Source organism: Moorena bouillonii PNG (assembly GCF_001942495.1).
GTDB classification, from domain to species: Bacteria; Cyanobacteriota; Cyanobacteriia; order Cyanobacteriales; family Coleofasciculaceae; genus Moorena; species Moorena bouillonii.
Genome location: NZ_MKZS01000001.1, coordinates 2,416,113 through 2,438,163, shown reverse-complemented (window position 1 = coordinate 2,438,163; position 22,051 = coordinate 2,416,113). Strand labels below are relative to the sequence as shown.

At 43.4% G+C, this 22,051-nt stretch carries 21 protein-coding genes and 2 pseudogenes; 9 read left to right on the top strand and 14 right to left on the bottom strand.

The features are described 5' to 3' along the window. Positions 1-77 precede the first annotated feature (77 nt). From BJP37_RS10045 to BJP37_RS36110, 10 genes and pseudogenes are all read right to left on the bottom strand, one after another. Positions 78-1,676, bottom strand: a complete 1,599-nt coding sequence (locus BJP37_RS10045; RefSeq protein ID WP_075898470.1) for a peptide ligase PGM1-related protein — start codon at positions 1,674-1,676, stop codon at positions 78-80. Continuing rightward, positions 1,664-1,879, bottom strand: a complete 216-nt coding sequence (locus BJP37_RS36115) for a hypothetical protein (RefSeq protein WP_143727548.1) — start codon at positions 1,877-1,879, stop codon at positions 1,664-1,666. Before BJP37_RS36115 ends, BJP37_RS10045 begins: the two co-directional genes overlap by 13 nt. A gap of 6 nt (positions 1,880-1,885) precedes the next feature. Continuing rightward, entirely contained in the window at positions 1,886-3,199 is a 1,314-nt protein-coding gene (locus BJP37_RS10040) for an aminopeptidase P N-terminal domain-containing protein (protein ID WP_075898468.1), read from the bottom strand. A 51-nt stretch (positions 3,200-3,250) separates the two neighbouring features. Beyond that, the gene (locus BJP37_RS10035; protein ID WP_075898466.1) at positions 3,251-4,810 is read right to left on the bottom strand and encodes a hybrid sensor histidine kinase/response regulator; all 1,560 of its coding nucleotides are present in this window, start codon (positions 4,808-4,810) and stop codon (positions 3,251-3,253) included. Positions 4,811-5,029: 219 nt separating this feature from the next. Continuing rightward, positions 5,030-5,293: a sensor histidine kinase gene (locus tag BJP37_RS44250; RefSeq protein ID WP_330359493.1), complete on the bottom strand. Its 264-nt coding sequence runs from the start codon at positions 5,291-5,293 to the stop codon at positions 5,030-5,032. A gap of 99 nt (positions 5,294-5,392) precedes the next feature. Next, positions 5,393-6,877, bottom strand: a pseudogene (locus BJP37_RS10025) (PAS domain S-box protein); the annotation flags it as partial. A gap of 69 nt (positions 6,878-6,946) precedes the next feature. Continuing rightward, the gene (locus BJP37_RS10020) at positions 6,947-7,732 is read right to left on the bottom strand and encodes an MBL fold metallo-hydrolase (RefSeq protein WP_075898460.1); all 786 of its coding nucleotides are present in this window, start codon (positions 7,730-7,732) and stop codon (positions 6,947-6,949) included. Between the two features lie 24 nt (positions 7,733-7,756). Next, complete coding sequence (locus BJP37_RS10015) at positions 7,757-8,374, bottom strand: anthranilate synthase component II (RefSeq protein WP_075898458.1); 618 nt, start codon at positions 8,372-8,374, stop codon at positions 7,757-7,759. A 48-nt stretch (positions 8,375-8,422) separates the two neighbouring features. Next, on the bottom strand, positions 8,423-9,067 hold the full coding sequence (locus tag BJP37_RS10010) for a hypothetical protein (RefSeq protein WP_075898456.1): 645 nt from the start codon (positions 9,065-9,067) through the stop codon (positions 8,423-8,425). A gap of 140 nt (positions 9,068-9,207) precedes the next feature. Next, positions 9,208-9,510 (bottom strand): hypothetical protein, encoded by a 303-nt coding sequence (locus BJP37_RS36110; RefSeq protein WP_143727547.1) that lies wholly within the window; start codon positions 9,508-9,510, stop codon positions 9,208-9,210. 438 nt (positions 9,511-9,948) lie between these two features. Between BJP37_RS36110 and BJP37_RS10005 the strand changes: the two genes are divergently transcribed. Beyond that, the gene (locus BJP37_RS10005) at positions 9,949-10,560 is read left to right on the top strand and encodes a hypothetical protein (protein ID WP_075898454.1); all 612 of its coding nucleotides are present in this window, start codon (positions 9,949-9,951) and stop codon (positions 10,558-10,560) included. Positions 10,561-10,694: 134 nt separating this feature from the next. On the opposite strand, the gene BJP37_RS10000 is transcribed toward BJP37_RS10005, so the two are convergent. The 4 genes from BJP37_RS10000 to BJP37_RS09985 all read right to left on the bottom strand — a co-directional run bounded on the left by BJP37_RS10000 (position 10,695) and on the right by BJP37_RS09985 (position 14,759). Then, complete coding sequence (locus BJP37_RS10000; protein ID WP_075898452.1) at positions 10,695-11,615, bottom strand: N-acetylmuramoyl-L-alanine amidase; 921 nt, start codon at positions 11,613-11,615, stop codon at positions 10,695-10,697. A 204-nt stretch (positions 11,616-11,819) separates the two neighbouring features. After that, complete coding sequence (locus BJP37_RS09995) at positions 11,820-12,128, bottom strand: hypothetical protein (protein WP_075898450.1); 309 nt, start codon at positions 12,126-12,128, stop codon at positions 11,820-11,822. A 96-nt stretch (positions 12,129-12,224) separates the two neighbouring features. Next, entirely contained in the window at positions 12,225-13,709 is a 1,485-nt protein-coding gene (locus BJP37_RS09990) for an aldehyde dehydrogenase family protein (protein ID WP_075898448.1), read from the bottom strand. 336 nt (positions 13,710-14,045) lie between these two features. After that, positions 14,046-14,759, bottom strand: coding sequence for a class II aldolase/adducin family protein (locus tag BJP37_RS09985; RefSeq protein ID WP_075905945.1), 714 nt, complete (start codon positions 14,757-14,759; stop codon positions 14,046-14,048). A 343-nt stretch (positions 14,760-15,102) separates the two neighbouring features. Here BJP37_RS09985 and BJP37_RS09980 point away from each other — a divergent pair, with 343 nt between their 5' ends. The 8 genes and pseudogenes from BJP37_RS09980 (at position 15,103) to BJP37_RS09955 (ending at position 21,999) form a co-directional block, all read left to right on the top strand. Beyond that, positions 15,103-15,480: a DUF3110 domain-containing protein gene (locus tag BJP37_RS09980; protein WP_075898446.1), complete on the top strand. Its 378-nt coding sequence runs from the start codon at positions 15,103-15,105 to the stop codon at positions 15,478-15,480. 124 nt (positions 15,481-15,604) lie between these two features. Beyond that, on the top strand, positions 15,605-16,543 hold the full coding sequence (murQ, locus tag BJP37_RS09975) for an N-acetylmuramic acid 6-phosphate etherase (RefSeq protein WP_075898444.1): 939 nt from the start codon (positions 15,605-15,607) through the stop codon (positions 16,541-16,543). A gap of 2 nt (positions 16,544-16,545) precedes the next feature. Beyond that, complete coding sequence (locus BJP37_RS09970; protein ID WP_075898442.1) at positions 16,546-18,087, top strand: site-2 protease family protein; 1,542 nt, start codon at positions 16,546-16,548, stop codon at positions 18,085-18,087. A gap of 240 nt (positions 18,088-18,327) precedes the next feature. Then, the gene (locus BJP37_RS36105; protein WP_143727546.1) at positions 18,328-18,591 is read left to right on the top strand and encodes a hypothetical protein; all 264 of its coding nucleotides are present in this window, start codon (positions 18,328-18,330) and stop codon (positions 18,589-18,591) included. Then, positions 18,560-18,902 (top strand): annotated as a pseudogene (locus tag BJP37_RS42345) (IS1 family transposase); the annotation flags it as partial. The gene BJP37_RS36105 and the pseudogene BJP37_RS42345, both read left to right, overlap by 32 nt. 65 nt (positions 18,903-18,967) lie before the next feature. Then, the gene (locus tag BJP37_RS09965; protein ID WP_075898440.1) at positions 18,968-19,603 is read left to right on the top strand and encodes a class I SAM-dependent methyltransferase; all 636 of its coding nucleotides are present in this window, start codon (positions 18,968-18,970) and stop codon (positions 19,601-19,603) included. A 66-nt stretch (positions 19,604-19,669) separates the two neighbouring features. Next, the gene (locus tag BJP37_RS09960; protein WP_075898438.1) at positions 19,670-20,362 is read left to right on the top strand and encodes an FAD-dependent oxidoreductase; all 693 of its coding nucleotides are present in this window, start codon (positions 19,670-19,672) and stop codon (positions 20,360-20,362) included. A gap of 554 nt (positions 20,363-20,916) precedes the next feature. Beyond that, entirely contained in the window at positions 20,917-21,999 is a 1,083-nt protein-coding gene (locus tag BJP37_RS09955) for a TauD/TfdA family dioxygenase (protein WP_143727545.1), read from the top strand. Positions 22,000-22,051: the final 52 nt, after the last annotated feature.

Below are 22,051 nucleotides of genomic sequence, written 5' to 3'. Positions count from 1 at the left end.
TCCATTCTCCATTCTCCATTCTCCATTCTCCATTCTCCATTCTCCATTCTTAATTCTACATTCTACTATTCCCTTTATTATCTATTCCAAGTAATCGGGAGACTAGGATGGGAAATTGGGAGATTAGCATCTTTGTCAGATTTAGTTTCTAGATCCAGTACCCTCACAACTTGGTTATAGATTTCTTCTGCTTGTTGGGGAGAATCTCCAATGCTAGTTAATCCTAGTTTGCCAAATTCAGAGAGTGTACCCATCAAGTGAAATACAGTGCCAGTTTTGGTGCTGCTATCAAAATGCAGTTGATGGTAGGCGATAATATCCATCAAGTCATTGGGCATTAACCCTCTGTAACTCTCTTTTTGTAAATTGTCCGTGGCAATATAGTGCTTTGGTTGACCCTCCTGACTGCAAAAAAGACCTGTGGAGAGGTCATAGCGACCATTGGTCATGTATTTCAGGGTCATAAAGGGATGGGTTGTACCGCCTTTGCGCAGGTTGATTTCAATGGCTTGTAAGTCCCAGGTATCTCGATCGGGCTGATGAACGGCAACAAAATCTACACCGTAACGCTCTATTGCTCCTTTTTCCGCTAAGGTCTGACCGACTCGTAGTCCCCAATCTTGCAGTTGTAGGCGATAACCTGGATCAGCGGGAAATCGACAACCTAGATAAATCTGACCGTCTGGTCCGCCAAGAATTTGATCGTGAGTCGAGAGAATCTTGACCTCGCCATGGGGAGTAATATAAGCCTGAACGCTAGGTGAACGCTTTTTTTCTCCGTCAATAAATGCTTCGGCAATTGCCCCTAACTGCGGTATGCGACTGCTATAACTCTCCCACGTTTCCCCACTGGCTTGAAATCTCAAATGGACGATCTTTTCTTTTAAAGCCGCTACTGTTTGAGCATGGGAAACATTTCCCGGACCTACCTCCGATAGTGGTTTCAAGTCCAAGATAGCATTACCCTCCCCAGAAAACCCTTCGTTGAGTTTAATCACAATCTTGTTAAGTTGCGGTTGCCTGTACCATAACTCAGCTGTTGCTTCGACTAAATCATCAACACTCCAGACTAACTGACTGCCGTCGGGATGGGGGACACCACTGTCAGCAAAAATTTGCCGACTACCGCTCTTGGTACCCCAATAAAGCAAATCTGGGTCTGGGGCAAGTAGGGGTAAGTTCAATTTTAAGGATATCTCGCGCTCGAGATTAGTAGAGTTGTAACAAGACATGTAAGACTTTCCTGGACGCAAAGCTTGACGAATCCGCTTCATCAAGCGGGGACGTTCTAGAATCTTTTGGCTGAGGGGTTTGAGGGAAGCATCATAGGTGGAAAACAGCAGTAAGCGATCGCGTGCATGGGAAAACGGAATTCCCGGCAGAAGCTGCAAGTAGTAATCAATCACAATCGGTGGCAACGGCACAGCGGTAACATAAATTAACCGTGTGTAAGGGTTGCGCAGACGAATTAGGGAAAATAATAACCGTTCTTCGTAGTGCAAAAAACCCTCAACTTTCAGCAGTTCCCGTTGATCAACACTGACAGAAGGCACTACCAGAATATCGTGTTCGTCTTGGTCAAATTGATCACTACTCTGCCAGCGATCGCGTAATTGGTGCTGTAGTTGCTGAAACTCTGACCCTTGCCCAGAGAAAGAATCCTTCACATTGTCCATTGTTTTCTATAACGGTAGCTATAGCGCTGCACCCAGGGAATCGGGAACAGGGAATCGGGAATCGGGAATCGGGAATCGGGAATGGAGAATAAAAAAGTGAGTAGGGTGTGTCCGGGACGGAAAGCCTCTGATTTTCCACCTCGCAAGCCCCTGAACCCGTCCCGTAACGCAACCCACTGGCTGATATCTTGCTGTAGATGCACAATAGCTTAAGTCTCTAGCTCCTCTACGGATTTCGGCACACCAGCAGTCAAGACTTCATTCCCTGACTCAGTCACTAACACATCATCCTCAATCCGAATCCCAATCCCGCGCCACCGCTGATCAATAGCTGGCTGACCTTCTATTGGCTCAGTATCAGGACCAATATAAAGTCCTGGTTCCACTGTTACTACATTACCGGGCTGAAAAATCTGCCAGTTTTCCCCCTGCTTGTAGCCTCCACTGTCATGGACATCCAATCCCAGCCAGTGACCGGTGCGGTGCATATATAGATGTTTATATTTCTCCTCTTTAATAATTTCCTCACTATCACCAGCCAGGAGTCCCAAATCGATTAACCCTTCCACCAGGATTTTCACAGCGGTGTCATGAAATTGATTATAGGGATTCCCTGGTTTAACTTGTGCGATCGCATTCAACTGTGCTTTCAAGACCAACTCATACAGAATTTTCTGCTCTGGGGTAAACTTACCACCCACTGGAAATGTCCGAGTAATATCAGCGTTATAATACCCATAAGAACAACCAGCATCAATCAGTAGTAAATCCCCGTCTTGCATCTGTCGATTGTTCTCGGTATAGTGTAGAACGCAGCTATTAGCCCCAGACGCTACTATGCTCGGGTAAGCCGGTCCGATGGCACCTCGTCGCCGAAAATCATGTTCTAGCTCTGCCTGCACTTCATATTCATAACGCCCAGGTTGAGTAAATGCTCTAGCATGGTTATGGGCATCCACAGAGATTTCTATAGCTTGACGCATCAACTTCAATTCCGTAGCACTCTTCACCCGGCGCATCCCATAGAGAATTAAGTTAGTGGATTCGAGAGCCATCGGTCCGCTTCCGTTCTTGGGATAAAGTGCCATCAACCTTTGCCAGTGTTTTAGGATGGTATTATTAAAAGGTTTATCCCGTCCCAAGTGGTAATAAATTCTATCGGCCTTTTCTAAATACTGAGGTAGCTTCTCATTCAACTCAGTAATCGGATAGGTTTGATCGGCTCCAAATTTTTCTTTTGCTGCTTCGACACCTGTCAGATAGCCTGTCCAGACTTCTTTCTCTGGTTCTTTCGGTTGCACAAACAGAACAAATCGGTGTTCTTCGTGATGGGGCGCTAGTACAACTACGGCCTCTGGTTCATTGAAACCTGTCAAGTAAAAAAAATCGCTATCCTGTCGGAAATTGTATTCCACAGTATTATGCATAATGGCAACCGGGGCGCTCCGAAAGATAGCGGTTCCGTTGCCAATCTTACTCATCAACTGTTCACGACGTTCTTTATATTCGGTTTGTGGAATCATCCTTAGTTATTGGTTAGTTGTTAGCTATATTTCTTTTTAGCCCAACCCCACCTAGATAGAACTGGTTAATGGCAATTTTACCGTATAGGTTGTCCCAACTCCGACTTGACTAGTTAAGGTAATTTGACCACGATGCAAATCCACAAACTTGCGGATCATGCCTAACCCCATTCCTGAAGAAGACATAGAACCAATATTACTAGCTCGGAATAACGCTTCAAATAATTGTCCCTGACTTTCGGGCACAATCCCACTGCCTTGGTCTTTTACCTGGAACACAATTTGGTTATCTTCACAAAACATTTCCAAAGCAATCATACTACCCTTCAAGGAGTAATGAGTTGCTAAGGTCAGCAAATTGCTCAAAATTTGCCGTAGGATTTGTTCATCCAGCTCAACTAGGCCAGGGGAATCCTGAGGAATCAAACCGATAGTATAGCGCTTTCCCACCATGATTTGGTGCTCTTCCACTAAACTGCGGCAGAATTCAACCACATCTACGGGCACACAGTTGAGCTGGAGTTCACCGGATTCAGCCTTGCTTAAGGTCAGAACATCTTCCATAATTCGAGTCATTCGCATCACTGATGATTGAATCCGATACAAGTTTCTTTCTTGTTTGTGCGGTGACAACTTGGACCCGTATTTTTGCAGCAGTTCAGCAGCAGTTAAAATAATCGATAGGGGAGTGCGAAACTCATGGGAAATCCTAGCGATTAGGTCAGATTTCAGTGCCCCTAGTTCTTGTACTGCAGACAATATTTGACCCGCTTGAGCTTCAGCTTGTATGCTAGCGCCAGCTTTGGCTAGCAATTTGTCTCTTTCTACTGCCAATAATTCGGGTTTTTGCTGTTTACTGATATTCCACAGCACAAGAACTACACCCTTGATGCTACCATCTTCTTCTGTAATGGGGGAAGCACTATTTCCCACCGGGATCTTGCTACCGTCTTTGGCAATCAAACCTATGCCCTGATCCCTAAAAATGACCCTTTCTTCCTGAATCACTTCCATGACTGGGTTCTGGAGTGGGGCATTAGTGAGTTCGTCTACAATTTGAATCACATCTGTAATGCTTTGCCCAGAAGCTTCTGCTACTGTCCAGCCAGTGAGGGTTGCAGCTGCTGGGTTGATGTAGGTGATTGCCCCTGTTTCATTGCTAGCGATCACGGCATCATTAGTGGAGCTGAGTATTGTTGCTAGCAAATTCTGCTGTTTGACTAACTCTTTTTCCAGCTGGTGCCGATAGAGGGCTGTTTCAATCGCTACCCGCAATTCCCGTTCGTTAAATGGTTTGATCAGATACCCGAACGGTGCTGTCATCTTAGCTCGGGCTAGGGTAGTCTCATCAGAGTGGGCTGTCAAATAGACTACTGGAATCTGGAATTGCTCTCGGATGCGCTGAGCAGCAGTTATGCCATCTATATCATTTGGATCTAAGGTAATATCCATCAGGACTAAATCAGGCTGGTTATTGGCAGTGCTGCTGATAGCGCCCGTGCCAGAGGTGACGCTATCGGTTACGGTGTATCCCAACTGTATGAGCTGTTCAGCAATAACTTCAGCTGTGATCGCTTCATCTTCAACCACTAAGATGTTTATTTGTGACATTTCCTAGTTATGGAATTGCTTTTCAAGTTACCGTGGGTTGTCCCTTGTCTTAACCTTGAAGCAAGCCAGTTTGTTCTCCCTACTTAATAACTTTTGCCTTGGTTCTGTGCTGCCGGTTAGTTAACTGCCTCACAACCTGATAGTTCTATATCACAATTCGAGGTGGGTCTTTAAAAATTTACTAATGCTTTAAGCTTGTTTAAACTTGTTTAAACTTTATTAAAAGTTAATTTTAAACATAACACCATGACTTGTATCTAACTCAACCTCACCTTTGAGTTGCTTAGTGGCTAGGGTATGGACTAAGCGTAGACCGAGGGTGTTGGGGTTATCTAAATCTATACCTTCTCGGATGCCAAGACCATTGTCACTGACGATCAGTTCAAAATAGTTATCCTCACAGCACTTAAAGTCAACAATAATTTCACCGCCATCTTCTTCTGGAAAAGCATGTTTGAGGGCATTGGAGACTAACTCATTAATAATTAAACCACAGGTAATGGCCCTGTCGATGTTGAGAAATGTCTGAACAAAATTAACCTTAATCGTAGGGGGATTATTAGTACAGGCGTAAGATCCTAATAAGTCCTTAGTCAGGGATTGAATATAATCTTGGAAGTCAATCTGACTCAGATTCTTAGAGCCATAAAGTTTCTCATGGATTAAGGCCATGACTTAGAGACGATTGCGGCTTTCACAGAGGATATCCAGGATACTTTCATCATCTATATATCGGGACTGGAGGTAAAGGAGTCCTGAGACAATTTGTAAATTGTTCTTGACCCGATGGTGAATCTCTTTAAGCAGTATGTCCTTGTTTTGGGCCTCTAGAGTTGCTGCTTCTGCTCTGATGCGATCGCTAATATCTCGACCTTCTGGGATTAACAAAACTATATTTCCGTTTTCATCCCGCAATGGTTTCACGGAAAAATCCATGGTGATCACTTGACCGTTTAACCCTAGCACCGACCCTTGATAACGGACAAAGTTACCGGTGGCTGCTTGAGCGATCGCATTTTTTAAAGAATTCTCGGTTTGAGTAGACTGTGTCCACCATTGGATTTGCCAGAAGGGCTTACCCACAATCTGTGAGCGAGTTAATCCGCTAAAGTTAAGGGCAGTTTGGTTGGCTTCGAGCAAGGTACCATCTGGTTGCAGGAGCCATGTAAATTGGCTGGTCTGGTCAAAGATGGCGTGAAATTTCCGCTCACTCTCTGCCAAAGCTTCCTCGACTTGCTTGGCTTTGGTAATGTCAGTGACAATACCATCAATGCGTATCGCGATACCATGGGCATCGGTGTGAATTTGTACATGATCACGAATCCAGCGCACCTGCCCATCAGAGCGCACGATTCGATATTCTAAGTCTTGACCGTCAATGGCCAGAAGTGATTGGGGTGACAAGGGCAATGAGTTATTGCTAAAAAAATTTCGCTTCTGCTGAACTCGTTCTCGGTCTTCTGGGTGGATTACCTCTAGCCAAAGATTTGAGTTACCTAAAAAATCGGATATACTATAACCATAAAGACTATCAACAGCGGAGTTGAGGTAAAGCAGTCTGGAGGTTTGGGGGCGCACGGACCAAACCACATCCTCAAGGGAACTCAAAATACTTTCGAGTCGATTTTGGCTTAACTGTAATGCCAATTCGTTTTTTCCGAGGGCTTCTTGAGCCAGAATGCGTCCGCGAATCTCCTTGGAGAGTCTAGAATTGGTGGTTAAGAGTTCAGCGGTGCGTTGTTCAATCCGTCGTTCTAGCTCAAGGCTGGCTTGTCGCAACTTTTGGATCAGCTTCTGATTCTGGTCTTTTATCCAGCCGAGCCGCACAGCCAGTAAGACCACAACTAGAATCCCCAAACTCACCTCTACTGAACCCCCGGTTAAACTCGGTGAACCAACGTGAACAGCAGAGGCATAGATCAGGTAAATTGCCCATACTGTGGCACTGGTAACTCCAGCAAGTAATCCGTCGATACTGGCAGTTAGGGCAACAGCAAAGAAAAGAAGTATAAAGGGAGTTGGAACAATAAACCCAAACTGGCGTAGGGTTTCAATCCAGAAAATCATGCCTAAAACCGCCACTCCACCAATCCAGAAAGGCGGTTGCAGTCTGGGTAAGGGGCTAGGCAAGCGCATTTAAAAGTTGTAGTTGTAACTCATTAGTTGAATCACTGACCCATCTTGGGATAAATCCCCTGAGCTAATCGTAATGGTATCGTTTTTGGCACGGCGTATGGGTGTGTCCTTCATCAATGTTAAGAACTCCTCCACTGGCAAAATATCACACTGTTCGGCATCAGCGGCCTTGGTTCGGAAATGAGTAGGAATCATGATCTTTGCCTTAAGGACATCAAATGCCTGTTTAGCTTCTTGAGGGGTGTAGGCTTTTGGTCCCCCTCCCACTGGAATCAAAGCTAAATCAGGACGCCCGATCAGAATTTTCTGCTCAATATCTAGAGGGGCTGCTGCTCCTCCCAGGTGTAGGATATTGATACCATTTTGAGTCCATTTCCAAACCACGTTATTACCAAACCGACGTCCACCGACTCGGTCGTGAGGAATACTAATTCCCTCGAATTTTAGCCCATTTACTTGAAAAATACCCGGTTCAAATAGGAGCCGGGGACTCCCCGGTATACCTTCCGCTGCTCCTTCATCTAGTAGTAGGCTACTGATTAGGACTAAATCTGCCTCTACTTTTGGTGAGTTGTATCTAGCCGTACACCCAATGGTTTGGAATGGGTTGACTAAAACTCGCACACCACCCCCAGTAAATAAAAAGCAGGTATGACCAAGCCACTTTACTGTCAATACATTGCGTGATGGCTGTGCTTGGTAAGAACTGAGTCCAGAAGCTAAGCCGGTTGAAAGAGTTGTGAGTACACCCGCACTCACATAGCGCATCAACTGTCGCCGTTTCATGGTTTCTTGGAAACAAGTTTATTTTCAGGGAGATATAGAGAGAGTAGCAGATGCTGGCAGCGATTCTAAGAAGTTTTTTAGAAGTTGCTTACCAGAACAGGTCAAAATACTCTCTGGATGAAATTGGACGCCTTCTATGTGTGTATAGTTCCGATGTCTAACTCCCATAATTGTGCCATCATCCACCCAAGCCGTGATTTCCAAGACATCAGGACAGCAGCTACGGTCAATAACTAAGCTATGGTATCGAGTCGCTGTGAAAGGATTGGGTAATCCCCGAAAAACCCCAACCCCAGTATGATGAATCTCTGAGGTTTTGCCATGCATCAATACTGGTGCCGAAACAATTTTCCCGCCAAATACCTGACCCAAGGCTTGATGACCCAAGCAAACCCCTATAATGGGTAGAGTTGACCCCAAATTGCTGTAGATAGCACCTGATATCCCAGCATCTTCAGGACGTCCTGGGCCTGGAGAAATCACTACCCCATCTGGGTTGAGCTCGCGGATTTTCTGTATATCAATTTTATCATTGCGATAGACCTGAATCTCTGATGCCACAGGTAATTGGCTACCCAATTCTCCTAGGTACTGGACTAAGTTGTAGGTAAAGCTGTCGTAGTTGTCAATGACAAGAATCATGATCGGTTACTCCCGATTGACCATAGGTTCAAGGTTATAGATTATAGGTTAGCGCTTAATTGAACTCTGCCCTGGTTTTAAGCTTAGTATTCCAATCAAAATGGAGAATATTTCTTCTGTATCCCTAGGAATAGTCTGACTTTGAATAGTTTTGCCAATGTGCTTCCGTTTCCGATCAAGGGTTCCAAATTTCCAAATATCCCCTAGAGTCACAGCACCATAAAGAATTTCAATAGATTCGCTCTCTTCATACTTATCTAAAGCAATTAGTTCTGCTGCTAACTGGTTGAAGCCACCATCAATATCTTTCTTTTTTGCTTCTATAATAATCAGATTTTGGCTACTTTTTAATAAGTAGTCCAGCGCTCCCCCTAGCTGATCGTTAATGTCTAGGGGATACTCAACATTGACTTTAACTGGGAGCAGCTTGGCAATTTCCAGGATTAGTGGGGCAATCAGAAATTCCCGTTTGGCAATTTCCGACGTAAGGCTTATTTTAGGAATAATGGTGTAGTAAGTATGGTTGAGGTTTTGAATGATATCTAGGTCATAGTTGCTAGACTTCGGGAGGTCAATTGCTTCAATGGCGAAGGAGTAACCCAACTCACCAACAATTTCCTCAGTGGGATTGGTCATCGCAAAATAGTCACTAAATGTATACTTTCGGTTTTCTTTGAATATCGATTTTTTCATAAGTTAATTGATCAGCTATCAGCCCTCAGCTATCAGCTATCAGTTATCAGCTTATGCGTGTTTGTCCCAGCGTCGAAGCCTGTGCCACGGTAGAAGCCTGTGCCGTAAGCATTCAGCTATCAGCTATCAGCTATCAGTTATCAGCCATTCGCGTAGCGTGGCCAACGGCCAAGGCTGACGACTGATAGTTGTTGGCGTAGCGTGGCCATTCGCGTAGCGTGGCCAACGCCTAAATGCTTACCTTTCAGCTTTTGAATAAAATAAGCTGACGGCTGACGGCTGACTGCTGAATGCTTACCCTGTGCCACGCTACTTGAGGTGCTTTTGAATAAGCTATGCAGCAAGGGAACAGGGGAGGCAGTGCGGTCATGGGGGGAACCCCCATGACCGCACTGCCGTGGTTTCCCCCACTCGCGCTTTGCATCAAGACAACCGGTAACCATTAGTTTAATCTTTGTTACGTCTGCTTCTCCCTGGCCGTAAGCATTAAGCTGAGTGCTGAGTGCTGAGTGCTGAGTGCTGAATGCTTACCCCATCAGCTAAGAGCTCCAAATAGATCATAATCCCGAGAATAAGGAATTCTGGCTCTTAATGTTGTTTAGCGATCGCATTGGTTAAATTGTAGTCAAATCTTGATTTTTGTAAGTAATCAAGTATTTATACTTATTTCTTCTGGTTAAGAGCGATTGGCCTTTGGCCACGCTTCGCGATCGCTCTTTATACTTGGTAAGTGCTATGACAGTCAGCGACTAATCGCCGTCTACTTTATAATTTACTTTATCAACAGTCTCTTAGGCTACGCCGTACATCTGTTTCAATATCATAACGATATAGTGTGATGTCTAAGATATGATTAGACCCAATCAGGAGACTGATTAACTATGGCATTTAGTGACTTTAAAACTATAGCTGATGTACAGAAACACTACCAAATTAAATACGAAGAAGGAACATTTATAGTTTCTCAAGACACTGACCTACCCGAAATTTTCTTGAAAGACCTAGAGTTTTATAAAGAAACAATAGATGTATTCAGCTCGGAAGCGTCTCGGAGTGAAATTATCATTTCTCCCTTGTTGCGAGAACTCTATAAAAAATACTATAAAACCTATGCTTTCTGGATTCAAAAAAGCATATTTTATGATCAAATTCTGTCAGGTACTCCTGACTACATATTTTCGACAAAATCGGAATTAGGAAAAACGGTTTTAGAAAAACCATTAGTTATTATTCTTGAAGCTAAGAAAAATGATTTTCAACAAGGTTGGGGGCAATGCCTTGCCGAGTTAGTAGCTTCCCAAAAAATAAATCAAGATGTTCAACGTCCTGTTTATGGCATAGTTACTGATGGTAATTTATGGCAGTTTGGACGATTAAAAAGGGACATTTTTACTCAAAATATCGAAAATTTTACAATTGATAAATTGTCCCGATTATATGGAGCATTAGACTATCTTATCCTGTTAACGAAAAACTATACTAATAAAGATTAATATTAGTTATTACCTTGAGCTAATCTAATTATTATAATATAATTCCTGTCCGCCATTAATCTCACGCTCCCCGATCGATCGCTCGGGTGAGACGTGAGGCACCTGTTCAATGCTAAACTTCGCTCAAAGCCTTGTTAGTCAATCAATTTACTCCAAGTTTGTGGTCCAACAATACCATCAGCCGTTAAACCCTTTTGTTCCTGAAATCTGATCACAGCACTTGCGGTGCCTGAACCAAAGATACCATCTGCCTGAGTTCCCACCCGACGTTGGAGATATTTTACCGTGGTACCTGCAGCATGATTAGGTCTAAGTATGGGTTGCTCAAGAATCTGATTAATAGTCTGCCATGTCGTCGAGTCACCAATTCCAGTTTGGTTAATTCCTACAATAGCTTGAAATGTTTTTATTGCTGCGATAGTCGCCTGACCAAGAGATCCATCTTCTACTAATGGCTGACCAGCAGGACTTTTGATTTTTAGGCGATTGAGAGATTTTTGTAATTCCAGCACATTATCGTCAGAGGAAGATTTAGTAGTTGGTGGTTCTTCTCCTGTTAATCCTTGAACAATTGCATTAGCCAATGCTTCTGGATCGTAGAGTTCCATATCTTTCTGGGAATCACAAAAGCAGCTTTCTATCAGAATTGCTGGCATATTGGTATATCGGAGGACATATAAATGAGAGCCATTTTTTACCTTTCTATTGAAGTAACCCAACTCGACTATTTTTTCTAAAACTGGCTGGGCAATTTTTTTGGCAGTATCACTAATCGCAAATACTTCTACCCCATTAGCTTGACCATTAAACCCATTAAAATGAATTGAAACAAACTGATCAACTCGATTAGCATTGGCAATATTGCACCGTTGCCGCAGCGAGCTGCCCAAAGTACTCGCACTCTTAGGCTTGCATTCAACTACCTGATGTCCCAAGTCTCTCAATTTGGAAATTACTCTAGTTCCCACGTCTCTAGTCATTTCATCTTCTACTCTGATACCTTGAGCTCCTGTATCAGGGGGCAAGTTGTGACCAATATCAATTCCGTATTTCATGAAACCTTCTGAATCTCTCTAATTAGCCCTTTTCTCCAATTCTCTTCTATGTTAGTGGATTTAAGCCAATGGTGCTTAATAAAATTTAATAAACTGCTGCTAAATCGAAAACTCACACTGAACACTTTTGTTTTCTAAATTGATCCGGATCAAGAAATCTTAAAAAATAACGTAAGCTATCAGCTATCAGCTTTCAGCTTTCAGCTAATGGGCTACAGATGGTGCTACTAGATCGGTACTTTTGAATAAGCGATGCAGCTTCGGAACAGGGGGTTTCCCCCACTCGCGCTTTGCATCAAGACAACAGCTAACCATTGGTTTAATCTGAGTTAAGTCACAGGTTAGAACCCTGTTCCACAAAGCTGTTCGCCCAGCGTGAGCCTTTAGCTGACGGCTGACGGCTGACCGCTGACCGCTGACCGCTGAACGCTCAATGCTTACCTGAACTTGAACTTGAAGCTTGAGCACAGCATAAAGTAATGGGTAATAGGAAATTGGCTTACAATTCCCCATTACCCATTAGCTTGTCTTAAATTACCAACTAACTATCCTGTAGCCTTCTTTTTGGCTTGTTGATAGTAAAAACCAGGCTTTGAGATTGGTACAATGCTACAATTTAACCGTAACTGTCTTGACCTCGGTGTATTGCTGCAAGCCATACTCCCCAAGTTCACGACCAATGCCAGACTGCTTGAAACCACCGAAGGGAGCAGCGGCATCAAAAACATCGTAGCAATTCACCCAGACAGTACCAGCACGGACATTGTTTGCGATCGCATGAGCTTTAGTAATATCCTTTGTCCATACAGCTGCGGCTAAGCCATACATAGTATTATTTGCCCGCTGAACCACTTCATCAATATCTTTGAACTTAATAATGCTCATCACTGGTCCAAAGATTTCTTCTTGGGCAATCTTCATCTGATCTTGGACATCAACAAACACTGTCGGTTCGATGAAGTAACCGCGATCGCCAACTCGACCACCACCACACAACATCTGAGCTCCTTCCTGCTGACCAGACTCAATATAGCTCATCACCTTATTGAACTGTTCGAGATCCACTTGGGGTCCCTGTTCTGTGTTAGCATCAAACGGGTCACCAACTGTGCGATTTTGCGCCCGTTTCACACACTTGTCTACAAACTCGTCATAGCACTTCTCTTCCACAAACAGCCGGGAACCAGCACAACAGCACTGTCCTTGGTTAAAGAACAGGGCAAAGTGAGCGCCCTCAATGGTTTTATCCATGTCAGCGTCAGCAAAGACAATGTTAGGACTCTTACCACCAAGTTCTAGAGTGACCCGCTTGAGGTTACTCTTAGCAGCAGCTTCCATAATTAGATGCCCTACCTCAGTGGAACCGGTAAAGGCAACTTTATCGATATCCATATGATGTGAGATCGCAGCCCCAGCGGTTGGTCCATAGCCTGAGAGAAGATTCACCACACCAGGAGGGAAACCTGCTTCCAGAATCAGTTCACCGATCCGCAACGCTGATAAAGGAGTCTGTTCCGCCGTTTTCATCACCACGGTGTTACCAGCTGCCAATGCTGGGCCTAACTTCCAAGCTTGCATCAACAGTGGAAAGTTCCAAGGAATAATCTGACCAACCACTCCCACAGGTTCATGGCGCGTGTAGCAGAAGTAGGGTCCGCTGATCGGAATTGTTTTGCCTTGAATCTTATCTGCCCAGCCAGCATAGTACCGATAGCAGGCAATTACTAGGGACAAATCTGCATTCAAGGAATCACTATAGGGCTTTCCATTGTCTAGGGTTTCCAGCCGTGCTATTTCTTCCTTGTTTGCTTCGATTAAATCAGCTAGCTTGTAGAGTAACTCCCCCCGCTGGGTGGCAGACATTTTCGGCCAGTCTCCACTGGTAAAGGCTGTCCTAGCCGCCACTACTGCTTTATCAACGTCTGGGGCATCAGCCTCAGCCACATCACAGATAACCTCTCCTGTAGCAGGGTTAATCGTCTCGAATCGTTTCCCGGAGGTGCTGTCTACCCATTCGTTGTTAATCAGCAGCTGAGTTTGACCGATTTTGACCGTTGGCTTTGGTGTTGCCTTTGGTGTAGGGGCGGTGACCATAATAGTCTCCTGTTGTTAAGTTGATTTTTTATGACATCCTCAATTCTAATGGTGGATTGTAAACTTAAAATTTAACTAAAAATATAGATTTTATTAATATTTTATTGACGATTGTTAACTTATTTTAATTTTTTGCTGAATTTTGTTAATACTTTAACTATAGTATCCCTAATTATCCCTATGGTAATATCTATAGGGGTTCTAATATTAATGAGGTTGTACACACTTATTTTTTTACCTGTTCCCTGTTCCCTATTCCCTATTTCCTAAAATCCAAAACTTGTGTACCTAAACTATTTTATTATTTGATAAATTCTATAAAATATTACTATCTAATCACCCATTATCAATGTTTGGCTGAACTCCATAGGTTTTAAACTTGTCTATAACTATCTGCATTTCTTCCTCACTCAATAATTGAGGTTCTCCATAAATCTTGTTAACACTGAGGATTTTGATATACATTTGAGCCAAGGTTTCTAGCTCTTGGGCGACTTTCAGAGCGTGCCTTATATCTTTGCCACAGGCAATCATACCATGATTTTTTAACAAACAGGCAAGGGAATTTCCCAGTGCTTTTAGGGCGTTGTTGCTAAGTTCTTGAGTGCCAAAGGTAGCATAATCAGCTACTTTTATACTGCTCCCACCTGTCCTAGCCACCATATAATGAAAGCTAGGTATAGCTATACCCATACAAGCCAATGCTGTAGCATGGATGCTATGAGTATGGACAATAGCATTGACATCAGTTCGATTCAAAAGTATGTCATAGTGAAATCGCCATTCACTGCTGGGTAAATAACGATTATTCTCAGCAAAAACAGGTTGTTTGTCTTTGCCGAAGTAAATTTTGCAGAGTTTATCAGGAGTTAGGTCTTCGTAGTCTAGTCCACTGGGAGTAATTGCTATTGCCTCACCGATACTGTCTCTAACCCTGACACTGACATTACCACTGGTACCTTGATTGATACCAAGACTGTTCATGCGAAGACAAGTATCAATCATCTGCTTGGCGGTTATAGTTTCAACAGGGATTGACTTGATGATCATACTAAGTTGCACCTGATCCAGGAATTTGGGTACTTTGTCAACAATACTATCGCCCTTTAGCAGCACACAACTATAGTAATCCTAATTCCTAGGTAAACAATACTCCCCTAGTTCATCAGTTTGAGTTGCAAACTCTCACTGTTGAGGAATCATAAGCATTTAAACAAAATTAATTTCCTACTACCAATCTCTGTAACCCTTACATCGTAAGGCTTTGAGTTTTGGAAAATGTGTAATTAATTTTGTGCACCTGCTTATCTCTCCATAGCATTAAAGCAAATAATATTAGATATCCTATAAAAACAGTTAAAAAATAACTATTACCTAAGATTATATAAGAATTATGATGGCACCTAAGCAAGTATACGTCCTGTTATTTAATGCCCGGACAGAAAACGAGGGAATTCACACTATCCAAATTGACGATCGCCAAACGGTATTGATGTTTGAAGAAGAAGACGATGCTACCCGCTTTGCTTTATTGCTCGAAGCCCAGGATTTCCCAACAGCAACCGTAGAAGCTATCGATCTAGAAGAGATTGAAGAGTTTTGCCAATCGGCTGGTTATGAATCGGAGTTGGTTACTGAAGGAATGTTGGCCATGCCACCGGAAACAAATCTAGAAAATACTGATTGGCAACCGGACATCAAGAAAACCGAACAACCAGAAATATCATCAGATCTAGAGCGCATTCGCCGTCAGTTGGAAAATTTATTGTAAGCTGATAAAAATTTGAGGAATACATTTGAACCGTCCACCAACAGCCGTCAACCCTGGCCCATAGGCCAAGCTACGCGAACAACCCTTTTACCTTCAACCCTTGTACCAATGACTAAATAATATAATGCAAAATTTAGAACAACGGGGACATCTACTGACCGAACAGATTAATCCCAATAGTCAGAACCTTGACCAGCTGACATCCCTAGAGTTAGTGGATCTGTTTAATCAAGAAGATACCAAAACCCTAGATGCGATCGCAGCAGCTCGTAGCCAGCTAGCTCAAGCCATTGACTGCACAGCAAAGGCATTGCGTCAAGGAGGATGCCTCTTCTACGTGGGAGCTGGTACCAGTGGACGCTTGGGAGTCCTCGATGCTGCCGAATGTCCCCCCACCTTTTGTACACCCCCAGACCTAGTCCAAGGGATCATTGCTGGAGGAGCAGGGGCATTGGTGCGGAGTTCTGAAGATTTGGAAGACCGACAGGAAGATGGTGCAAAAGCGATCGCCCATCGCCGGGTACATGACCTAGATGTGGTGGTAGGCATTACCGCAGGTGGGACCACACCCTTTGTCCACGGCGCACTCCAAGAGGCACGAGGGCGGGGCGCAACCACGATTGCGATCGCTTGTGTCCCCCCTGAACAGGTCAGTATTGATGCTGATATTGATATTCGGCTGCTAGTTGGTCCGGAAGTCCTAGCTGGCTCTACTCGCCTCAAAGCCGGTACTGTCACTAAAATGGCCTTGAACATCCTTTCCACTGGAGCCATGGTAAAGCTTGGCAAAGTCTACGGCAATCGCATGGTAGATGTGGCAGTAACCAACAAGAAACTTCATGACCGAGCCCTGCGCATCCTCAAAGACCTGACCAACCTCAGCCGAGAAGACTGCGCTCATTTACTAGAGCGCAGTGGAAGGCAGGTAAAACTAGCGCTACTAATGTACTGGACAGGATTAGACCAGGTAGAGGGAGCCAGCTTCCTAGAGCAAAACCAAAGTGATCTCAGGGCCGCTCTCCAAAGTTGGAAACAAACTAGTACTCCATCAAAATTGAATTGATAATGTTTAACGGATCACAGACTACTGTCACTTTGGTCATAATACTCGTAGCCCTTGGTGTTCTAGGTTGGGGCTATAACCGCGCTCGTTCTTACGGCAAGCTAGGAATTTTAGCCTGGTTGCAGTCAGTAGTCTTGACAGTGCCCTGGCTATTATTCTTTGGCTTAGTCAGCATCGGAATTTACCTGAATATCGTTGGGATCCTATTTCTGCTAGTCGCTTCCACCGGCCTATACATCTACTTGGGCAGGCTCTTACGTGCAGCAGGTCAAGATGAAGTTTGGCGGGAGCGTGCCACCAAACTGTTCGAGGATCAACAACAAAGCAAGGATGCCCAAAAGTCTGAGGAGCAAGATACTGCAGCTTACAACAATTTAACTGCCGTATCCGAGGGTCCGAATACCACCAGGATCGGAGTAGCTACAATTCCTGATGAAGACCTACAAATTATTAAAGGGATTTTTGGGATTGATACGTTCTTTGCTACGGAAACTATAAAATATCAGGAAGGGGCAATTTTTACAGGAAATCTGCGGGGAAACGATGCCGAATTGGTACATTCTCGTTTGTCAGCTAATCTAGAGGAAAAATTAAGCGATCGCTATCGGCTATTTTTAGTCGATAATCCAGAAGGGAAACCAGTTGTCATTGTCTTACCCAGTAGCAATGACCCACGAACCACTACAGTTCCCCAGAAAATCTTGGCCCTTGTCCTGGTAATTGCCACATTCTTCACCACTTTAGAAGTATCTGGGTTACTGCTTGAGTTTGATTTATTCAGTGAACCCGAACGGTTTCGGGAAGCCTTACCGATTACCATCGGAATTTGGATAGTTCTGATTACCCATGAACTCGGTCACTGGTGGCAAGCCAAAAGTCACGACATTCGCCTCAGCATACCCTTTTTCCTGCCCAGCTTGCAAATCGGCTCATTTGGTGCTATGGTTCGCTTCGAATCATTATTACCCAATCGAAAAGTATTATTTGATATTTCTATAGCCGGACCAGCCGTAGGTGGTGTAGTGTCTCTACTGATGCTGATGGCGGGATTAGTCCTTTCTCATCAAGGCAGTGCTTTTCAGGTGCCAGCGGAATTCTTCCAAGCGTCCATTTTAGTCGGAGGGCTGGCAAAGTTAGTGCTTGGTAGTGCTCTCCAAGAGCCTTTAGTAGATGTTCACCCTCTGACCATTGTCGGTTGGCTAGGTTTAACCATAACAGCCTTGAACCTAATGCCAGCAGGACAACTAGATGGTGGGCGAATTGTCCAAGCTATCTACGGACGCAAAACCGCTCGACTTACTACCATTGCCACCCTAGTAATTTTGGGGATTCTGGCCTTAATCAATCCAGCCAATCCCATAATTTTGTACTGGGGAATCTTGATTTTGTTCTTGCAGCGGAGTTTAGAACGACCTAGCCTCAATGAAATTACCGAACTTGACGATACTCGGGCATTGTGGGGGTTATTGGCATTATTTTTAATGGTCGCAACTCTGATTCCCATTAATTCCGCTTTGGCAGGAAGGCTAGGAATTGGGGGCTAATTTCAGGCTAATTTAAAAGGTTGAACGGTTGAAGGTTGAAGGTTAAACGGTTGAAGGTTGAAGGTTGTTAAGTTATTGGCCATAGGCGTTGGGTGTAGGTTAGGTTGAGACTTACAGGCTTCTTGGGGGAAACTTCAACGCTAGTTAATTATAATTACACAAGATGAGGAAATTTTGGAATAATGGTGAAAAAGCACCATTATTCCAAACTTGTGTACCTCATTTAATTTAAGTCTCACTATGCAATCTACTTCCAAAATTAGCCAATATGCACTTCTCCCTGAGACCTTAATTAAATTCGTTTACCAGGTATTTCAACGTAAGCATTCAGCCGTCAGCCGTCAGCCGTCAGCTCTACAGCGAAATGCTCCTCACTCTGCGGCGGTGGAGGTCTTAACTAGACTACAACTCGACCTGCTACTGGCTTTAACACCACCTGGGAAAAAGAAACCCGAGAAACTGACTATTGACTGGTATTCTAGCTTACGGAATCGGAGAGCGTAGTACAATGACCTTTGAACTGGTGTGGGCGTACGAAGGGTTTGTGGGAGTGTTTCTTCTATGTTACAGATGGTTTCAAGGTGTATCCCAACTACATCCATCGATGGTGACCAGATATCGTCAACCCGTTGTATATGACCCGAGTCTAGGGTGATTTCACTCGATTGAGGCACTATCTGGCTCGGCTACATCCCAAGACTTTGTGTGACTCGAAGTCAATAGAAATGCTGAAGCATTCGATCGGACTGTTAGTGCATTACCTGAAGTTTTGGGAGGTGCCGGTGCCACCGAGGCAAATACCTGTCTATCCCTGATTCATCCCGTAATTCAGTAACGCCTTGGAGTTTAGTCATTTCTATGTTGAATTGGAGAAGCAAACATGGTCAATCTGCATAAGAAGTACGAAGTTCAGAATATTCAACAAAATCGTTCAGAACACGACCCTTTTACTTTGAAAAGGTACGAACAATTCTTCAGTTTTTTTCAGAAAGGAGCTGTAAAGATTCTTGACGTAGGTTGCAATACGGGTAGAGGTGGATTACGTTTTAAGGAGTTGAACCCGAACCTGACATTATTTGGTCTTGATTGTGTACAAGAAAGATTAGATGTTTTGCCTGAGTGCTATTCACAAAAAGTCTATGGTCTTTCAACAGACATACCTATGGAAGATCGATTTTTTGATGTGATTACTGCTGGTGAGTTTCTTGAACACCTGTATCCTGCCGATGTAGATAAAACATTATGTGAATTCCAAAGAGTGTTGAAGATTGGCGGAAGGCTGTTGCTTACCACTCCCAATCCTAATTACATAAAAAATAAAATTATTGGAATGTCAGTTTACGGTGTCAGCCATTTAACTCAGCATTTTCCAGAAGTTCTGCGATTGAGATTGCAAATGCATGGATTCTCAGGAGTTAAATTATATGGATCAGGTAGGGTATCCCAGTATTTAGGTTGGCATTTTCCGTTGATGTCAATCTATGGTAGCTATCTCGTTGTAGCAAATAAGTACTGATCAGGCTAAGATTACCGTTTGTCTGCTTAAGGAGAAAATATCCCACCTGGAAAATTAAAAGGAAATGTGGCAATTCTTCCAGGGGGTAGGCTGTCCTGGAATGCCCTCCTGTGTAAGGTCAATGGCACTGAAGCAGAGGAATTAGCTCAAGCAGGTGCTAAACCCTCTGCTAAGATTCTCGAAGAGATGAATTTCGTGGAAACTTGGCTCAAAGGTATCGGAGCGAAAGCCGTTAAGCCAGCATCTGAGCTTTATATCCGCCATGCAGGCAATATTACTGGTGTGGTAGACCCTCTCTATGGCTCCCAAATGCTCTTAGGTGGCACACCCAATTGGTCTGCTTTGGGAACCTTTGGCTATCATTTTGATGTGCGAGGTGGTATCGAAGGTCTTGGTAACAGAGCCTCTCAGAACGGGATAAAAAGTGTAAGTTTTAGTAAGCCAATTTTCAACATTGGCATCCAGCATGCCCAAATTAAGACAGTCCCTAATTTAGCCCTTGTCAGTCCTGGTTCTGGGTTTCAAGGGTTTGCTTCATCCGCTGGTAGAATTGTGGAATTCAATGCTGGTGTTGGTCAGGCATTGGGGATAGCTGCCATTACTGCCCTTCTTTCTGGCAGGAATCTAAGTAATGTATCCAACTCTGAGGTCAGAAAAGTACTTTTAAGCACGAAGCAACTTCCTCGCGTCTATGGATATGCTAATAATAATGAAGCTAAGAAATTGAAGAATTTTGAGTCTTTATTAGTGCTGGTTTGAGAGACTTTTGATAAAGTAAATCTTACAGCCGTTTTCCTGACGGGGCGCTTGTCGCCCCGTCAGCTTATATGGTCAAACTTGGGTGAGTTTTATGGAGTCGTGTTGGGATTTGGTGAAGGAGTTAATGAAGTAAAATCCCAATAAACTGGAGTATTATTTACGAGGTATAAGAGCTAGGTCTCTTATTCTGGCTACATTCTAGCTTCCATGTCACCCCTTCAGGATAAACGACTATCGACTGGAATTCAAAATACAAACGTACCAGTACGTGGTTGATTAGTTTTGTCAGTCAACCCGCGCTTGTTCTGTCAGCTTTCTAGCCATTCATGTCGCTCCCCCAGCAAAAATTAGATGCACCCTCCCCGTAGCGGTGGGCTAAAGTGTTTTTGTTACTTAAATCAACAAAACTTTATAAAGTTAATAAAATCTTATGTTGACAGGTGACACCAATCTGTTAAAGTTACAATAGAAATAATTGAAAGAAAGGCAAATGATGATACTGCTGTAGTTAAAGCTAAGGCTGTAGTTAAAGCCTATCAACATCAAGAGAAAACTTGAAATATAAAAAACTTAATGTTAGGAATGTCAATGGAATAACAATGGATCTAGAGGATTACATCAAGAAATGGAATTTTGTAAAAAACAATTACGATTTTTTATATCAACCCAGGAAATTAACAAAAAAAGATTTAACTATTCAGATTCCTGCTGGGGGAAAGCTTTCAGATGATGGAATTCGCCGGGACGTGCAGCTATTGACACATCTATATGGTTTTTTTGTTCTCCGTACTCACGAAAATGATGCGTTATTAGATAATCGACGTTTTAAGGAATGGCGAAATCAGTTGCATTTATTGCTCGGGAAACAAGTGCGACAACCCTATAGTAATTCTGGCAAAATAGAATCCAATGAGAATTCTTTAGCCAGAAAAGTGTTAGCTGACTATGGCGTTGATTTTAAAGAAAATGATGTTTTGATGATGGCAAATCCAGCTGATCGTGTTAAGGGTAATAAATACAACGGTCATCAGGAAGTCCATCAAGACAGCACATTCTTAAAAGTCGTTCCTAATTGGGTGGTGTTTACAGTCCTACAAAATGCTCAATCAGGAGGGGAAACTCGTGTGGCGAGTGGACAGCATCTTTTAAATGCTATTCCTTTGCCTTATCTAGCTGTTTTAAAAGAAGCAGATGCTGTTACCTTTTTTAGGGAAGGAACGGATGGTCATCTTAGTAAACCAATTATTAATTACCATAAGGAAAAAAGGTGCATTACAACCGGTTATCGCGCCGATGGCGATGTTGACTATAAGTGTAAAAACGCCCTGACGAAAATAGCAATGGATTGGATCTGGAATTTTAATAAAAATCCAGAGAATTACACAAGCGTTTTGCTAGAAGAACTTAGGGAAAGTTTAGTGCTGGCAAACTTAGTCGCTTTTCATGGTAGAGAAGGATTTACTAACTCCGAAACCAAGATTAGGAAAGTGCTGCGTTGGACTTTCGATAATAAGACTGCCAATCCCCTCGACCAGGGAATTTATTTTCCTGGAAACAAAGAACTAGAAAAAGTGGTTACAAGCCAAAGTTTGGAGGGGTATTTACAAGATGAATTGGCCTGGGAAACACAAAGATAAATTCTATCTAAACTTGCTCACCTTAGTCCCGATAACTATCCAGAAAACTTAG

Excerpts from the sequence above, each read along its gene's own strand:
- BJP37_RS10045 (WP_075898470.1), bottom strand. The coding sequence starts at position 1,676 with ATGGACAATGTGAAGGATTCTTTCTCTGGGCAAGGGTCAGAGTTTCAG.
- BJP37_RS10040 (WP_075898468.1), bottom strand. The coding sequence starts at position 3,199 with ATGATTCCACAAACCGAATATAAAGAACGTCGTGAACAGTTGATGAGT.
- BJP37_RS10035 (WP_075898466.1), bottom strand. The coding sequence starts at position 4,810 with ATGTCACAAATAAACATCTTAGTGGTTGAAGATGAAGCGATCACAGCT.
- BJP37_RS10020 (WP_075898460.1), bottom strand. The coding sequence starts at position 7,732 with ATGAAACGGCGACAGTTGATGCGCTATGTGAGTGCGGGTGTACTCACA.
- BJP37_RS10015 (WP_075898458.1), bottom strand. The coding sequence starts at position 8,374 with ATGATTCTTGTCATTGACAACTACGACAGCTTTACCTACAACTTAGTC.
- BJP37_RS10010 (WP_075898456.1), bottom strand. The coding sequence starts at position 9,067 with ATGAAAAAATCGATATTCAAAGAAAACCGAAAGTATACATTTAGTGAC.
- BJP37_RS36110 (WP_143727547.1), bottom strand. The coding sequence starts at position 9,510 with ATGGTTACCGGTTGTCTTGATGCAAAGCGCGAGTGGGGGAAACCACGG.
- BJP37_RS10005 (WP_075898454.1), top strand. The coding sequence starts at position 9,949 with ATGGCATTTAGTGACTTTAAAACTATAGCTGATGTACAGAAACACTAC.
- BJP37_RS10000 (WP_075898452.1), bottom strand. The coding sequence starts at position 11,615 with ATGAAATACGGAATTGATATTGGTCACAACTTGCCCCCTGATACAGGA.
- BJP37_RS09995 (WP_075898450.1), bottom strand. The coding sequence starts at position 12,128 with ATGGGGAATTGTAAGCCAATTTCCTATTACCCATTACTTTATGCTGTG.
- BJP37_RS09990 (WP_075898448.1), bottom strand. The coding sequence starts at position 13,709 with ATGGTCACCGCCCCTACACCAAAGGCAACACCAAAGCCAACGGTCAAA.
- BJP37_RS09985 (WP_075905945.1), bottom strand. The coding sequence starts at position 14,759 with ATGATCATCAAGTCAATCCCTGTTGAAACTATAACCGCCAAGCAGATG.
- BJP37_RS09980 (WP_075898446.1), top strand. The coding sequence starts at position 15,103 with ATGATGGCACCTAAGCAAGTATACGTCCTGTTATTTAATGCCCGGACA.
- murQ (WP_075898444.1), top strand. The coding sequence starts at position 15,605 with ATGCAAAATTTAGAACAACGGGGACATCTACTGACCGAACAGATTAAT.
- BJP37_RS09970 (WP_075898442.1), top strand. The coding sequence starts at position 16,546 with ATGTTTAACGGATCACAGACTACTGTCACTTTGGTCATAATACTCGTA.
- BJP37_RS36105 (WP_143727546.1), top strand. The coding sequence starts at position 18,328 with ATGCAATCTACTTCCAAAATTAGCCAATATGCACTTCTCCCTGAGACC.
- BJP37_RS09965 (WP_075898440.1), top strand. The coding sequence starts at position 18,968 with ATGGTCAATCTGCATAAGAAGTACGAAGTTCAGAATATTCAACAAAAT.